Origin of the sequence: Aetokthonos hydrillicola CCALA 1050, from assembly GCF_017591665.1 — a bacterium.
Lineage (GTDB): Bacteria > Cyanobacteriota > Cyanobacteriia > Cyanobacteriales > Nostocaceae > Aetokthonos > Aetokthonos hydrillicola.
This window is the reverse complement of the sequence record NZ_JAAKGC010000069.1, coordinates 1-15,430: the sequence shown is the minus strand read 5'-3', so window position 1 is coordinate 15,430 and position 15,430 is coordinate 1. Positions and strand designations below refer to the sequence as shown.

14 protein-coding genes and 3 pseudogenes are annotated in these 15,430 nt (G+C 41.4%); 8 read left to right on the top strand and 9 right to left on the bottom strand.

All coding sequences use genetic code 11. From position 1 onward, the window contains the following. The first annotated feature begins 8 nt into the window (after positions 1–8). From G4P69_RS26405 to G4P69_RS26390, 4 genes are all read left to right on the top strand, one after another. Complete coding sequence (locus G4P69_RS26405) at positions 9–1,628, top strand: glycosyltransferase family 39 protein (protein ID WP_208338921.1); 1,620 nt, start codon at positions 9–11, stop codon at positions 1,626–1,628. Between the two features lie 233 nt (positions 1,629–1,861). Further along, positions 1,862–3,346: a sensor histidine kinase gene (locus G4P69_RS26400; protein WP_208338920.1), complete on the top strand. Its 1,485-nt coding sequence runs from the start codon at positions 1,862–1,864 to the stop codon at positions 3,344–3,346. Next, positions 3,339–4,508, top strand: coding sequence for a sigma-54-dependent transcriptional regulator (locus G4P69_RS26395; protein ID WP_208338919.1), 1,170 nt, complete (start codon positions 3,339–3,341; stop codon positions 4,506–4,508). The genes G4P69_RS26400 and G4P69_RS26395 overlap by 8 nt, the downstream gene beginning before the upstream one ends. Beyond that, positions 4,480–5,889: an RNA polymerase factor sigma-54 gene (locus G4P69_RS26390; RefSeq protein WP_208338934.1), complete on the top strand. Its 1,410-nt coding sequence runs from the start codon at positions 4,480–4,482 to the stop codon at positions 5,887–5,889. Before G4P69_RS26395 ends, G4P69_RS26390 begins: the two co-directional genes overlap by 29 nt. A 185-nt stretch (positions 5,890–6,074) precedes the next feature. On the opposite strand, the gene G4P69_RS26385 is transcribed toward G4P69_RS26390, so the two are convergent. From G4P69_RS26385 to G4P69_RS26375, 3 genes are all read right to left on the bottom strand, one after another. Further along, positions 6,075–7,277: an anion transporter gene (locus tag G4P69_RS26385; protein ID WP_208338918.1), complete on the bottom strand. Its 1,203-nt coding sequence runs from the start codon at positions 7,275–7,277 to the stop codon at positions 6,075–6,077. Positions 7,278–7,479: 202 nt separating this feature from the next. Then, complete coding sequence (locus tag G4P69_RS26380; RefSeq protein ID WP_208338917.1) at positions 7,480–8,202, bottom strand: hypothetical protein; 723 nt, start codon at positions 8,200–8,202, stop codon at positions 7,480–7,482. 76 nt (positions 8,203–8,278) lie between these two features. After that, positions 8,279–9,544 carry an MFS transporter gene (locus tag G4P69_RS26375; RefSeq protein ID WP_208338916.1) on the bottom strand — a complete coding sequence of 422 codons (1,266 nt, stop codon included), beginning with the start codon at positions 9,542–9,544 and terminating at the stop codon, positions 8,279–8,281. A gap of 84 nt (positions 9,545–9,628) precedes the next feature. Here G4P69_RS26375 and tnpA point away from each other — a divergent pair. After that, positions 9,629–9,894, top strand: a pseudogene (gene tnpA / locus G4P69_RS40915) (IS200/IS605 family transposase); the annotation flags it as partial. Between the two features lie 138 nt (positions 9,895–10,032). Here tnpA and G4P69_RS26365 read toward each other — a convergent pair. From G4P69_RS26365 to G4P69_RS26355, 3 genes are all read right to left on the bottom strand, one after another. After that, positions 10,033–10,329: a hypothetical protein gene (locus tag G4P69_RS26365; RefSeq protein ID WP_208338915.1), complete on the bottom strand. Its 297-nt coding sequence runs from the start codon at positions 10,327–10,329 to the stop codon at positions 10,033–10,035. Beyond that, positions 10,319–10,609 carry a BrnT family toxin gene (locus G4P69_RS26360; protein WP_208338914.1) on the bottom strand — a complete coding sequence of 97 codons (291 nt, stop codon included), beginning with the start codon at positions 10,607–10,609 and terminating at the stop codon, positions 10,319–10,321. The genes G4P69_RS26365 and G4P69_RS26360 overlap by 11 nt, the downstream gene beginning before the upstream one ends. A 64-nt stretch (positions 10,610–10,673) precedes the next feature. Continuing rightward, a complete protein-coding gene (locus G4P69_RS26355; protein WP_208338913.1) occupies positions 10,674–11,009 on the bottom strand; it encodes a XisI protein in 336 nt (111 codons plus the stop codon). Between the two features lie 95 nt (positions 11,010–11,104). Here G4P69_RS26355 and G4P69_RS39510 point away from each other — a divergent pair. Next, positions 11,105–11,674: pseudogene (locus tag G4P69_RS39510) on the top strand (DUF3387 domain-containing protein); the annotation flags it as partial. Here the strand turns inward: G4P69_RS39510 and G4P69_RS39505 are convergent. Continuing rightward, positions 11,662–12,285: a DUF1016 N-terminal domain-containing protein gene (locus G4P69_RS39505; protein WP_243902096.1), complete on the bottom strand. Its 624-nt coding sequence runs from the start codon at positions 12,283–12,285 to the stop codon at positions 11,662–11,664. The pseudogene G4P69_RS39510 and the gene G4P69_RS39505 overlap by 13 nt on opposite strands. Between G4P69_RS39505 and G4P69_RS26345 the strand changes: the two genes are divergently transcribed. Both G4P69_RS26345 and G4P69_RS26340 read left to right on the top strand, forming a co-directional pair. Then, positions 12,284–12,472: a hypothetical protein gene (locus G4P69_RS26345; RefSeq protein ID WP_208338912.1), complete on the top strand. Its 189-nt coding sequence runs from the start codon at positions 12,284–12,286 to the stop codon at positions 12,470–12,472. The genes G4P69_RS39505 and G4P69_RS26345 overlap by 2 nt on opposite strands. A 6-nt stretch (positions 12,473–12,478) precedes the next feature. Beyond that, positions 12,479–12,751: pseudogene (locus tag G4P69_RS26340) on the top strand (Uma2 family endonuclease); the annotation flags it as partial. Between the two features lie 19 nt (positions 12,752–12,770). On the opposite strand, the gene G4P69_RS26335 reads toward G4P69_RS26340, so the two are convergent. Together G4P69_RS26335 and G4P69_RS26330 are read right to left on the bottom strand one after the other, a co-directional pair. Further along, positions 12,771–14,597 (bottom strand): DUF262 domain-containing protein, encoded by a 1,827-nt coding sequence (locus tag G4P69_RS26335; protein WP_208338911.1) that lies wholly within the window; start codon positions 14,595–14,597, stop codon positions 12,771–12,773. A gap of 317 nt (positions 14,598–14,914) precedes the next feature. Beyond that, on the bottom strand, positions 14,915–15,289 hold the full coding sequence (locus G4P69_RS26330; RefSeq protein WP_208338910.1) for a GIY-YIG nuclease family protein: 375 nt from the start codon (positions 15,287–15,289) through the stop codon (positions 14,915–14,917). Between the last annotated feature and the right edge of the window lie 141 nt (positions 15,290–15,430).

Here is a 15,430-nt window from a genome sequence, read left to right as displayed (position 1 = left end):
CTGCTTATATGCCCGACTCATCGAAAACAATCCAAAGAAGGAATGATGATTTATTCTTAAATATTTTTAAAGTGCTAACTATTGTCCTAATAGTCATAGGAATATTTCTGAGATTTATTAATCTGGACGGAAAAATATCTTGGGCAGACGAAACATTTACTTATTTAAGAATTTACGGTCACACAAAATCAGATTTAATGCAGGAAGTAGTTAATAGCCATATATTAACTGCTGGAACCTTGTTAGAAAAATATCAAAGCCCAACTGTTGGAAAAACTATTATAGATACTGTTAAAGGTTTAGCTACAGAAGATCCGAAGCATCCGCCCCTGTATTTTCTTCTGACACATTTGTGGGTGAAATTCTTTGGAAACACAGTCGCAGCTACAAGAAGTTTTTCTGCCTTTATAGGTGTATTAGTTTTTCCTACTCTCTATTGGCTATGTCAAGAATTATTTCAATCAAGAATTGTCGGTTTAATGGCAATTGCCACTATAGCTGCATCACCATTTCATCTTATATATGCCCAAGAAGCAAGAATGTATAGTTTGTATACACTGATTATCTTGCTATCTAGTGCTGCATTGCTCAGAGCAATGAGGTTGAACACAAAATTAAGTTGGGGTATTTATTCTATAAGTTTGTTGCTCGGATTTTACACACATTTATTATTTAGCCTTGTAGCGATTGGACAATTGACTTATGTAGTTTTCAATCAAGGAATTCGAACTGATAAAATACTGATTGCTTATCTAAAGGCATTGTTAGCTGGAATACTACCTTTTCTTCCTTGGCTATTTTTAATAATTATTCAATTAGACAAAGTTCAAGAGACAATAGAATGGGCAAAATATACTCTGCCGCTGAATGATATACTAGACGGATGGCAGATTCACTGGGCACGGAATTTTTTTGACATCACAACTCAGTATAGTTACCAAGATAAGCTACAAAATAATCTCTGGTTTTTCATTATTAGGTTTTTAGTCTTTTTATTATTTTACGCAATTTATTTTCTGTATCAGAAAACCCCAAAGACAACTTGGTCTTTTATCGTCATATTAATCTCATTGACAGCATTAACTCAAGCAGTACCAGATATAATTTTTGGTGGGATTCGTTCTGTCCAGGTGAGATACGCAATTCCTGTGTATTTAGGATGCCATTTAGCTATAGCTTATTTATTTGCTCAAAAAACTATCTTATCTCCAGATAAGAGAATAAATAAGAACTTATGGCGGCTATTGCTGGTTGTCATAATTTGTCTGGAAATAATATCATGTTTGATTATTTTACCGAAAAATACTTGGTCGAATAAAGCTTATAGTTCTGACAATATTCCTATAGTTAATATTATTAAGCAATCCCCAAATCCCTTAATTATTTGTTCCGAGTGTGGACAAGACTGGGGGTGGGGGAATGTATTATCTATAAGCTACCTCCTAGAACCAAAAACAAAATTTCAATTATTTTCCGGGATAGATATTAAACAAAATCCTGACGGGTTTAGCGATTTATTTTTCCTGAATGCTTCTCAAGAATTGCAAAATACTCTGAAAAAAGAACACAACTGGGAAATAACCTCAGTTTTCAAGAACAGTCAATCTCTATGGAAGTTAAAAAAATAAATTATCTAAGTTAAGTTGGCATAAAAATTTCAATGTATGTCGTGGCGGGCAAAACGACGCAATCGCAACGACTTTGATTACTTTACAGTCTGTTACATTTTCTAAAGCCAAGATAGTAGGATTACCATTTGCAAAAATCGTGCCAAAGATACAGGTTAATGAGAGAGTAAATCGAGCAAGATAAGAGGCGGCATCGTTTTTGCACTTTCACGCTTTCAGCAAATCAACCTTTTATGCTCCTACGACGCTGGACACTGCGACAGCAACTCACCATTCTGACGGTTTTGTTTTTCTGCCTCAGCGGGTTAGCATTGTGGCTCGTGATACAACTGATAGAGAGTTTGGAAGGAACAGTTATTGCCCACAATCAACGGGAGATCGCTAGCGCTAATACGCGTTTAATCAAACTGTTTTGGGAATCTCGGCTGAATCATTCAGAAATCCCTGATGAGCCTTTAAACAAATCATTACAGCAATTATCAACAGACGCTTTAGCAAATTTTCCTCGTGTGGAAGGGGGATTTTATCTTCCACAGCACGATCGCTTACTAGGATACGCTTTTCCTACTCATGGTGGAGCAGTGCCAAAAACAGACATCCCCGCTGCTGAACGAGACTCAATTTTACAACTAGCACGACAAGCAACTAGTCAAGGCTTACCACAAGAGCTTATACTGCGACCAAAGCTTGATATTTTGGTACTGCGAGCAGATCCATTACCACTGTGGGGATCTGTATGGACGATGAAACGAATGCCACGTCCAGAAGATGGACAGCAAAAAATTCTCAGTGGACTGATAGTGCTGGGGATTTTGATTGTGGGTATATGGACGTTTGCGATCGCGATGCAGCTTCAGTGGGGTATACAGCAACTGCAAAAGAGTCTCAAAACAATGGAAGCAAATCCCGCAGAACAAATCCCGCTTCTACCGGCTGAAATGGGCTTATTGGGAACTGCAATCAACACAATGCAGTTTCGCCGTCAGGATTTAGAGCAACGGCTGCGTCGAGTTGAGCGATTGGCTTCGTTGGGGCAATTAGTAGCAGGCGTTGCGCACGAAGTTCGTAATCCGCTCGCTAGTATGCGTTTGAACCTGCAATATACAGAACGCCAACTGCAAAAACAAGGAATAACTCATTTACCCATCGCCAGTTTACTCGAACAGGTAGATCGTTTGGAACATTTGGTACAGAGACTTTTGTATTTTGACCAAAACCAGCAAGAAATTCCAACAGTGACTTCACTTGAAGCGATCGCACAAGAATCAATAGCTCTGCTGCGTCTAAAAGCAGAAGAAAGCAGTGTTGATTTAGTCTATCAGCCTTCTGCCCAACCGTTGCCAGAAATACCGCTTCGTCGTCGAGAACTAGGACAAGTTCTAGTCAATTTGATTCTAAATGCAATTCAAGCAAGTCCTGAAAATGGGAAGGTGATAGTTGGAGTCAAGCAGATATCAGGTAATAAAGAACAAAGTGATGATACTTTGGTTGCATGGGTAGAAGATCGGGGACAAGGATTGTCTGATGCGCAAAAAGATCAAATTTTCGTTCCGTTCTATTCTACTAAACCAGAAGGCACAGGATTGGGATTAGCCATTAGCCATGAAATTGTGACACGCAATAAAGGTTATATAGATGTACATTCTGAACCCGGATGTACTCGCTTCAGCATTTACCTACCTACTAGCACAGATGAGAGGATCAATAGCAATGCCTAAAATTCTCATTATTGACGATGAAAAACCATTACGGCAGGCGATCGCCCAGATCCTCCATAGTGAAGGTTATGAAGTGGTTGAGGCAGCAGATGGAGAACAAGGATTAAAGTTATTGCAAGACTCCAGCGCTCATCCTGATTTGGTGTTTCTGGATCTGAAAATGCCCAAAACCCAAGGAATGACTGTCTTGAAACACTTAGAGCGAAAGCTGTTTGAGCTACCCGTGATTGTGATGACAGCTTATGGAACTAGTCGCACAGTCATCGAGGCAATGCAGTTGGGCGCTTACGATTATCTCACCAAACCGTTTGACCTAGACGAATTGGTAAATTTAACCGCCAAAGCATTAGCGCATCATCAAGAGCCAATGTATCAGGTTGGTGAATCCGCATTGCAAGCGGGACAAGATGAATTATTAGGGCGATCGCACCTAATGCAATCCGTTTTCAAACTTATCGGGCGGGTTGCTCCTACAGACACGACGGTTCTTATTACTGGAGAATCCGGTACTGGGAAAGAACTGGTTGCATCCACGCTTCATGCTACTAGTCTCCGCAGCAAAGCACCATTAGTGAAAGTCAACTGCGCCGCACTCCCAGAAAATTTGCTAGAAGCAGAACTTTTTGGGCACGAAAAAGGAGCGTTTACTGGAGCAAACCACCTGCGAATCGGACGATTTGAGCAGGCAAATAGCGGTACGATTTTTCTCGATGAAGTAGGAGAACTTAGTCCTGCGATTCAGGGTAAGCTACTGCGAGTGTTACAAGATCGTTCCTTTGAACGGTTGGGTAGCAATCAGACACGCGTAGTTGATGTGCGAATTATTGCCGCAACAAATCGTAATCTAGAACAAATGGTACGGCAAAATCAGTTTCGCGAAGACCTTTTTTATCGATTGAATGTTGTAGAGCTTGAGTTACCACCTTTGCGCGATCGCCTTGAAGATTTAGAACAACTCACCCAACACTTTCTAAGCACTATTGCTGTACGACGAGGATTAAAGCGGTTAGCGCTCGCTCAATCTGCAATGGAAAAGCTGGCGAATCATTCTTTTCCTGGTAATGTGCGCGAGTTGCAGAACACTTTGGAACGGGCTGCGGTTTTATCTGGCGGGCGTGTAATTCTTCCAGAACATATCCTTTTCAGTCAACAGGAGGAATAGATTTATATTAAATACAAATCCTTCACAAGAAACACATTTAGAGACGCAAGTTGCTCTCTATCCAGAGTTACGCCAATTAGTGCAGCTGTTGCCTTGGAATCATCAACAAATTCGAGAGCATCTGCAAGAAAAAGCGAAGCACAATCCATTCTTGTTGCATCAACACTCCACAAATCGGGAAACATTGCTAGAGGACGTTTTACCAAATTGGTATACTCCGACTGCGACTGAACCGAGTTTACAAGAGCATTTGCGTGGACAAATTACCGCTTCTACCTTTTCATTTCAACAGCGAGAAGCACTGTTATACCTCACTCAATGGCTTTCACCCTCTGGCTATTTAGAAGAATCACCTCAAGTCTGGGCTGTTGAAAGCAGTTGGAGCATGAGCGAGTTGGAAGCTGTTGTACCTCACCTGCAAAGTCTTGATCCTCCAGGTGTAGGTGCGCGATCGCTACAAGAATGCTTACTATTGCAACTGCAATCTCAGCCTCATAGTCTAGCCACATTACTGGTGCGAGACTACTTAGAAGATATTGCCAATTGTGTTCGTCATTCAACTGAGTCCAAACAAAACCAACAATTATTGTTGGAAAAATTACAACAAAACCGTTTACCATCCCCTGTCAATCTGCAAGCGCTAAAAGCAGCAATTCAGGAAATTCAATCGCTAGAACCTCGCCCTGCAAGGAATTTTAGCTATCAACCTGCGACCATTGTCACTCCTGATTTAAAAGTTAAACCGAATGGAAACGGGTGGCAAGTTTCCTTAGCTTATGAGGTGAGTCAAGAATTTTGCCTAGATGAAGAAGCAATCGCTAGTCTTACCCAAAACCACTATTCAGCAAAGAAAACCCGAGAGCTTGAAAGCTTGCTAGAACAAGCACGGAACCTAGTGAAAGCACTAAACCAGTGGCAAGAAAATTTACTCAAAGTCGGAGAGTTTTTGGTAAATCGCCAGCAAGCATTTCTTACAAGTAAAGACAGCGTAGATTTAGTTCCAACACCTCAGCAACTCGTCGCTCAGTCGGTTGGGCTTTCAGATGCTACAGTTAGTCGCATAGTGAGAGAACGTTACTTGTTGATTGGCGGAAAACAAAGCCGAATTATCCCGTTGCGATCGCTCTGTACTCCTGTAACTGTCGGTGGACGTACACCCAGACAGATCCAACAGATGATTATCCAACTGATTGAACAAGAACCTCCGACGCAACCGTATAGCGATGATCAACTTGCCCAATTATTACAGCTAAGGTTTGGAATTGCGATCGCTCGTCGCACCGTTGTAAAGTACCGTAAAATGTCTCTCATTAATTCGTCCCATAAGCGCAAACTCATTGACACTCTCCGCTCTAAAGAGACGGAGATTCTTAAGACCTAAAGCGTCTTAATATCCTGTTTTCACAGGTACGCGCGGCTCAATACGTTTGCCTTTAAGGCGTACTGATGTCTCCTTACAGTGTTTTGGGCGTATACTTCCTCCCAGTCCGGGAGTAGGTTTTATTTAAATGTCTTGTACTGACATGTTCAAATTCTAACACAGAGCCGTCCTAAAAGGACAGGGTTTTAAACCCAAATTTTTTGATAAATCCAGAAATAGGTAAGCACTACGGTAATAGCAGTTAACGGTAACCCAAAACGCAAATGCTCCCCAAAAGTCAGCCGATGTCCTTGCTTAGCAACCGCTTCTGCCACAATCAAGTTTGCTACAGATCCCAGTAGAGTTAAATTTCCTGCCAGTGTTGAGCCTGCTGCTAGTAGTAACCAAGTACGTGAATCAGGATGAGGAATCAGGTGATGTAGCAGCAGCACAGCAGGCACATTAGATACTAAATTTGATAATAAAACCGTAACACCCAGAATACTCAAGGGATGATCAACAAACCGGACAAACCATTCCAGCGAACCAAGTTTCTGCACACCCTCAGTAAGAATGAACAGCCCACAAAACATCACGAGCAAATCCCAATCCACCTTTTGTAAAATTCGATCGGGCTTGAGGCGGCGTGTTACCAACAGTATTCCAGCCGCAATCAGCGTTGCTTCAGCCGTAGGAATACCTATCAAAAACGCCACTAGCAATCCGGTAGTAATAAATAGGCTTTTAAAAAGCAGTGGTTTAATGATGCGGTAGCGAGGCGGTTCTACTTTTAGGTAAGGGCTAAGCGATCGCACTTCGGGATATAACCACCATAGTAAACCTACCTGAATCACTAAACAAACCAAAGCAAGCGGTGTCAAGGCTTTCGCAAAATTCAAATAGCTAATGCCAGAGAACGAACCGATCAAGATGTTTTGAGGATTTCCTGTTAGGGTAGCAACAGAACCGAGATTGGTTGCACCTGCCAAAGCCAGCAGATAGGGAAGAGGATTAAGCTTCAGCAATTGAGTTAAACTCACTACCAGAGGTGTGAGGATCAGGGCTACTGTGTCATTAAGAAACAGCGCCGAAAGAAAGCCACTGCCAAAAGTTAACACCACTAGTAGTCCGAATGGGCTGTGAATCCGGCGTATTGTGTAATCAAGGGCAAGCTGAAAAAAACCAGAAGCAGCTAAATTCGCACTGATTACCATCATCCCGAACAGGAAAATCACCGTCTTATAGTCGATCGCTCTCCATGCTGCAGGTAAATCCAATACTCCCAACGCCATTAATAACGCAGCACCAACAATAGCGATTGTGGCACGATTCATCCGCAGCCCGGGTAGGTAACCCAGTCCCAATCCGATATAGGTGAGTACAATAACGAGGTATCGTAGAAAGATCATACCAATACTCTAAAGTAGAGAAACAAATACACCCTGTAGGGGCTTTCCGGCGTTTGCCCGTAGACTGTCGGTATAACTCATCTATTTGAAAGCTGCTGTAATGATGATTACGTAAATTTTTATACAATAAATTGACCGATTTGTCGTTGCGCTGTCTTCGCATAAATAAAGCGCAACTTCGTATAATAAAGCCTATCAGCCGCTAATAGCTTCGAGAGTCTGCCTCTTCGGTGTGGTTTAGCGCTTGCTGTTGATGTTCGCGGGCAATTCTTAGGTATTCAGCAGTCTTTTGTTGCTCTCCAGACTCAGCATGTTTCGCTGCTTTGCGATAGTAGTGTGCTGCTAGTTCGTGGTGATGCGCTGTTTGCTTGTAATGGTGTGCGTCTTTGGCATGAAACTCCATTAACAGTTGTTCGTTACAGATAAGAGTTTCAACCGTTATACTAGTACCCAGTTCGTTACGTGTTCCGTAACCTTGAGCGCTGAGGCGATCGCCCAACTTAACTCGCTCGGTGAGATTTTTTCTCAACACAGGCGGAACATGTAAATAACTCCCATCCGAAAGGATAAAGCCTTTGAGTTCTCCTTTATGACCGACTAGCCAATGAGCGACATTTCCTTCAACACTCAGGGGTTCCCCTTGCTTAGGTAATGGTGATGAAGGTTGGTCGCTTACTATTTTACCTGTGCGAATATTAGTGAGGTTAAGGGTGCGAAATTCCTCTCCTAAAGTTGAAGGCTCGCCAGGTTCGGCGATCGCCTCAATTATATCCCCTGGTTTGACAGTCTCTTGAACAGCTGCGCTTAAATGTTTTGGTAGGTGCAGTTGTTTACCGTCAGAGAGTAGCACTCCTTCCACTTGTCCTTCTGATTGGAGGAGATAAGCCTGAACAGTGCCATTAATGCTGACTGATTGTTTTTTCATGATAAGGTATTGTTTAAGTTACAATTTTCTAATGTGCAATTTTCGTGCCAACTCTTAACTGAGAAACCGAGTTTTTTTAAGTGGTAGTAGCGTGGCTTTTTTGCACGTTCTGTTCTTCTTTCGTTTCGGGTACGAGGAACCAGAAAACTGCTAAAGCCACAGTGGCGATCGCTGCCAACATCAAAAAACCGACATCATACCCAGCCTTTTGTACCACAATCCCAGCCAGCAAATTACTTAAACCTGCACCAATACCTATAGAGGTTGCAAGCATTCCTTGAGTCAGATTAAAACGACCGCTCCCCTTAGTCAAATCCGCAACCATCAGGACTGATAGAACACCAAAAATACCCCCCGCAACCCCATCCAGAATTTGTACAGAAACGAGAAAAAAGGGATTGTGGGAGAGCGTGTAAAGCACCCCCCGAATAGGCAAAACACCAAAACCTATTAGAAAGACGCGTTTTCGCCCACCATTAGAAAAACGACCAGCCAAGTAGGCTGAAGGTATCATAACTAACTGAGCTATGATAATACAGGCTGACAAATAAACAGTACCATTCAATCCCGTTCTTTGCCCACCTTGAGCAAGTAGTTGACCAACCAGGGGTAACATTGCTGCGTTGGCAAAGTGAAACATAACCACTGCGGTAGCGAACATAAGTATGCGGCGGTCTTGCAACAACTTGAGTATGCCTTCATACTTATTATTAGGTCCTGTTTTCTCCTCATCACGTTCCTCTCCATCACCACGAGCCAGTTCATGGTCAATCTCCTTCTCACGAATTCTCGAAACAGAATAAGCACTGGCGACAGCCATTAGTCCAACTAGGAAGAATATAGATTTAGGCGCAATAAATTGACCAGCAAAACCGGATAAAACCGCAACAAGTAAATTACCTGAATGATTGAATGTCTCATTACGACCAACACGCTGATCTAATTTACGACGTCCTACTAGCCCTAGAGTAATAGCAGCGATCGCAGGGGGAAAAACTGCTGCACCAGTACCAATCAAAACCTGAGAGCCGAGGACTACTGGAAAAGTTGGAAACAAAGCTATACAAAAGCAGCCTGCTGTTACCACCGCAGCAGCCAATACGATCAACATCCGTTTTTGGGGTAGTTTGTCAATTAAAGCACCAGCCGGTGTTTGTGCAATGACTGTAGTGATTGAAGAAACGGCTGTTACAATCCCGATTTGCTCTGGATTCCAATGTTGGGAACCTTTTAAATATATACTGAGATATGGTCCAACACCATCTCGCACGTCTGCTAAAAATAAGTTTAAGAAATCTAGCGCGCGCAAACTCTTTTGGCTTGGTTTTTGCTTGTCTTGCATAGGTTTTACTTAGGAGCATTGTTGAGCTAAAACTCCCTCGTGCAAAAACTATGCCAAATGCTATTTATAATAAATCTAGCCGTTTTATTAACTGAACATGGATGGAAGCTTATAGCACTTGAAATTATGCCCGACCACGTACACTGCTTCTTGAACGTCCCACCTCATGAATCACATAAGTGATGTTGCCCGTTGGATTAAAGCCAGAGCGTCTCACCATCTAAGGCGGGAATTTCCAGAACTTAAAAAAATGCCTTGTCAATGGAAGTCCTAGCTATTTTGTTGCTTCAACTGGTCAAGTCAGCACTGAAGTTGTTAAGCGATACATTGAAGACCAGCGTTCTAAGTAGATACTGGCGTGAGTTTAAACTAGCTTTTAGCTTTCATCCCCCGGCTAGAAGCTGGAGGCTCTCAGCATATTATTGGTAGATCCGGAGAGTGTAGCGTTCACTCATGATGACTGCTAATAAGAATGAGGGAAAGTACGATTATCCTATTGTTTCCGATTTAATTTCTTGCATAATTCTAGCAATTTCTTCATCAGACTCAATATGACGTGACAAAACTTGTGCAGTTTTATCTAATAAACGTTCATTAAACAACTTAGCTATATCTTGCCGCAAACCTTGTCCTATATAAAATTTCAGCAACGCTTCTACAGACATATCTTTACTGGTAGCTACTTCTTCTAGAGATTCTAAGGTATCAGTAGGTATATTGAGGGAAACAACTTCCGTTACACGGGGACGCAGTTTTAGATTTAATTCTTCATGATTATTGCTCATATAATCTCCTTTCGCTTCTGGTTGCAGGACGAGCAGAAATAATTCTTTTTCGGATTTTTCGTTCTACATAAACCACTAATAATAAACGTTGTGATAATGAATACCCTAAAATAAAATCGCGCTGTTCATTATTGGCACTTGCATCTCCCTCTTGATAAAAAGGATCAAAAAAAACCTCGGCTGCTTCTTCAAATCTAACACCATGCTTAATAAAATTGCTCTCCGCTTTACTCGTGTCCCATTCAAAATCAACACCTTGAATTCGGTAAACAAAATTCATTCTCTGTATAAAATTCTCTTTTTAGGGTTTCATCAAATATTGGTAGTAGAGAATATAAATAATCTTACTGTACTGCAAATTCAGTATACTTTCTCACATCAGCAGGTTGAAAGGCTAAAACAATTTGATTTTTAGGAATTCCAGCATTGACAAGTTCATTAGCTATGCCTGTTTCAGTGCCGTCTCTTTGAATCCAGATTTTATCATTTATAATGTCGATGTGGATTAGGCAACCATGCACCCTTTGTTTATTTTCCCAGCCTACTGTTAGTAGTAGGTAACGGTTGGCAGTTTTATCAATAATTAATTGTCTTTCTAGTTCTCCGTAAGCGTAGGGCAGTTCGGCGTATTCGGTTAATATCTTTTGGATGATTGTCCGATAATTATCTAAGGTAGCCATTCCAGAATTACCTCCCGTTCTGAATCAAAGACGAGTAAACAAAAACGCTGATTTTCTAATAATATTGGCTCTTCAGTACTTGTTATGCTAGTGCTATTTACCATAGTTTTGATTACTCCGCTTTTTTTACAGGTAGTCCGAGCGAACGCCTTGCTGTAATTCCTGCGGCGATGGATTTTGTTCTTGGTTTAGAAGATGGTAAAAATCGTTACATCAAAGCTGTTAGTGAACTGGGTAAAGCCTTTGCCTTGGTAAGCAGTATGGATGAAGCGATCGCAATTCGGGATGAAGTTGGCTTTTTTCAGGCAATCAAGGTAGCACTCAGTAAACATACTACTAGAGATAACCGCAGTCCGGAAGATTTAGATACCGCCGTCCGTCAGATAGTCTCGAAAGCGGTTGCGTCTGATGGAGTGATTGATATTTTTGCAGCAGCGGGGATGAATAACCCTGATATTTCGATTCTTTCCGACGGTTTTCTTGAAGAAGTACGAGCTTTACCTCAGAAAAACCTAGCACTGGAAGTTTTGCGAAAGTTGCTTAACGATGAGATTAAAACGCGATCGCACAAAAACTTAGTTCAATCGCGCACCTTCAGCGAGATGTTGGAAAATACCATCAAACGCTATCAAAACCGCTCAATCGAAGCTGCTCAGGTAATAGCAGAACTGATCGAACTTGCTAAAGAAATTCGCCAAGCCCAAGCGCGTGGAGAAAATTTGGGGTCTTTTAGTAACAGATCGGGTGAGACCTGTTGCGTTTGGCGCAATTGCTCTAGATCATGGTGTATGGTTTTCTCGGGCTTGCGGGATAGGGCGGTGCGCTCGAATAGCATCGAGTTAATACGTTCTTGCAGTTGGCGGACACTCCATCGTTCAAGTTGGGCAATTTCTATATAAAATTCTCGCTTTAGGGGTTCATCAATATACATTAGGGTTTTAATATGCGTCCAACTCAATTGTCTCCGCAGTGTGGAGACAATCTGCTCGTCAGGAAAGGTTTCTGCAAAATGCAGACAATGCCGCAGTTGTTTTTCGCTCCAGCCTTTACCATAGGTTTGGGTTAGCTGCTGCGATAAAGAAACAATGACTTGTTTGCCATATTCAGCGCGTTGACCTTGTAGGACTTCGGTTTGGATCCGTTTACCAACTTGCCAATATAATAGGGTTATTTCTGCATTGACGGCAACGGCAGCACGTTGTCTTGCAACATCTATCAGCTGTCTGATTTCTTGAAACAGGAGATCATTGGTCGGTTGCGTTAGGTCATTGCTCATGCTGCAATTTACTTTTTTTAAAGAAAAACTAATTTTAAAGGCGATCAAGGTGGCACTCAGTAAAGATAGTACCAGAGATAACCGCAGTGTTGAGGATTTGGATAGTGCTGTCCGTCAGATAAGTACTTGTGCAAAATTAAATGTACATTCACATAGTGTTCCCAATAATATAGGCGTCGCACGTTGATCAACCTTGACTCAAGCTGAAAAAGAAAGATTTGCTCCGTTGTGTCCCGATTTTGTGGTTGAATTAATGTCTAAAAGTGATTCTCTAGAAAAAACACGCGCCAAAATGAAGGAATATATCAATAATGGCGCAAGACTGGGATGCTTAATTAATCGCCGACAGCAGCAGGTAGAAATTTATCGTCCCAATCGAGAAGTTGAAATTTTACAAAGTCCACAAACTTTATCGGGGGAAGATGTTTTACCAGATTTTGTTTTGCATTTGGCGGAGATCTGGTGAAGATTTTTTATCAATAAAATTAAGGTTCAATTACCTTATTTAACCGATCTGGATTCCAAATTTCTTCAGCAATCTTTTGATAAAGCTTTTGTCTCGTATCCAAATCTGCTTTTTTAAATTCCTCATGCGGTTGAAACGGTAGCCCGGAGCGTTCTTTATACGCCAAGAAGCCGGGATTATGGTTATAACATTGAGGATTGAGTGATTGAGCTAAAAGATTATGTTTGATGTAATGAGGCAACTTTTCAGCATAAGACGAGTCACCATAACTAGCATTAAATGACTTTGGCAGCAGCAAAAGCCCCCCAATACGATCGCGATAGTCATAAAAATCGGCTTCACTGGAAAATTCATCTAAGTGACGCTCAGGTTTATTTGCCCAAATATGCTCTATCTCATATCGATTACTACCAGTAGCGATATATTCGCTATAACGCGATTTTACTCCTGATTGACATTCTATATAGTCTGTGATGCGAGCAAGAAAATGGTAGATAGCGTTGTAATTTTGCCGATGCAGTTGCAGTCGCTCACAAGAAGCAAAGACTTCCGTTTCTGCATCTAACTTCTGACGCAAAATCTTTGCAAGTTCGGCAGGAGCTTTTCCGCGAATATCGCGCATGATCACGAATATAGCGTATTCCATTGTACTGTATGTAATGGTTCGGAAGTTCCATAACCTTCGAGCAAGCAAAATATCAATAAAAGTTGCTACTAAACGAATCTTTTTATTAATGATATCAGAGTTATCGTCAGGATTCAGAGATGCAAGCAGCAAGGGATATTGAAGAGTAAAATTTTGCCGTGCGTTGTAGAAAACTTCCTCTAAATCTGGTTTCAAAGAAATAGAGGCTTCTCGCAAGTCTAAATATTGACGGGTATAAAATGCAAAATCTCTCTCTATAAAACGCACAAAATCGGTGCTTCTATGGAGTCCAATTATCCGCTTATGGTCACGTACCCAACGGTGAAACTCTGTACTGATGCGGTCAAAGTCACCAGGGACAGCACCTTTTTTACGTTCTCGAATGGTCTGGGCGTACTGACTCCGAAGCCAGGTTTTTATGGCATCGGCTTCTTCTTCTTTACCTAACTCTTTAAGCTGATTTACCTGCTTTTTCCAAAGCCGATTCGCCTCCTTTTTAGCTTCATCGCTAATATTCGCCAGCATAAAGCCTTTAAGCATATCGGTAGGTGTAAGAGATAGCCCTCGGTCATTCATCGTTTCAAAAATGGTATAAGCATCCTCATCAGAGTAAGCCGTAATTTCAACGATGTGGACATTCTCTATTAGCCAGTCAATAAAGTAAGGTAAAGCCTCTCCGGTTAAATCCTCTGAGAAACATTCCTTAATATCGCCATAACGGGCAACAATATTCTTTACTGACTCTGGTTGCTCAGGATCATCAAAATGAGTTTCGTTGAAGAGGGCTTCCATGCAAGAATTACGCTCCTCAACATTTAAATTAAAAGATTTTATAGAAAATTTTTCTGAGTAAATTAAATCATTTATTTTTACTTGTTCTGAACGACTCTTTTGCAGATTATGCAAGAAGATAAGCAGCAGAGATATAGTAGTGAGCCGTTGTTGTCCATCAATAATGAATTTACTAATTTCTTTCTGACTAATAATAATTGAGCCCAAGAAATAATGTCCGTAATTTTCGACAGCTTGGCGCTCATGACTTGGCTCAAAGTCATTTAAAAACTTGCCTGCTAAGTCTTGTAGAAGTTCTTGAACCTGTTTAGTTTGCCAGGAGTATTCTCGTTGGTAATAATCAATCGCGTATTTATTTCCACTGAGAAGTTGACGAATCGTTTTAGCATCACCCCGAATCTCTTTCATTCTATGATATTCTCCTCCTTGCCGCCTACATAGATAGTATTCCCCATTCATGCATACATATACTGGCAAGTTGTAAATTGGCTATCGCAGATCAAACTCATTTGGATGATTTAGTGGTGAGAGATAAAGAATAATTCCTCTGCACCGATGAGGTTGCTGAGTTAGATGACTTGTTGGCAGAGGCGGATCAATTAACAATTCTCAAAACTCGCGCCAGATATACGCTGAAGTGCTTGCCCAAGGTAATAACGACAGCCTGAGTGTCTACATTCGCTCAACTGTCAACTGCATACCATCGCCTAATTATCATCATCCCTCTAATCCTCTGCTGGTTCAACTTCATTTGCTGGTTGAGCGAAGTCTAATGCTGGTTGAGCGAAGCCGAAACCAGCCTGCTCATTTTGATAATGTGAATAATTTTGACACTCCGCCAAAATATGAAGGCGATCCCAATCATTATTCATTAAAGCAATCTTCTTAGCCCGACTCCAACCCTGAACCTGTTTTTCTCGATAAAAAGCATCTGCTACATGGTCGTAATGCTCTGCATAAACTAACTTTACAGGTAATCGCTTCTTTGTATGATTTGCACCCAAACCATTTTGATGTTGCCATAAGCGAAGAGGCAAATATTTTGTACTTCCCGTGTAAAAAGAACCATTAGCACATTCCAGAATATACATATAGGGCATTATTCTGACCTCTCGGGCTTCGACTTCGCTCAGCCCTCATAAGTTCACTCAGATCTCATTCGGCTTCTTATAGCATTCCCCTAATTCCAGCCAAAATCTCAGCACTCTCCGCATCCAAAGCAGCAATTTCATCTAAAATTT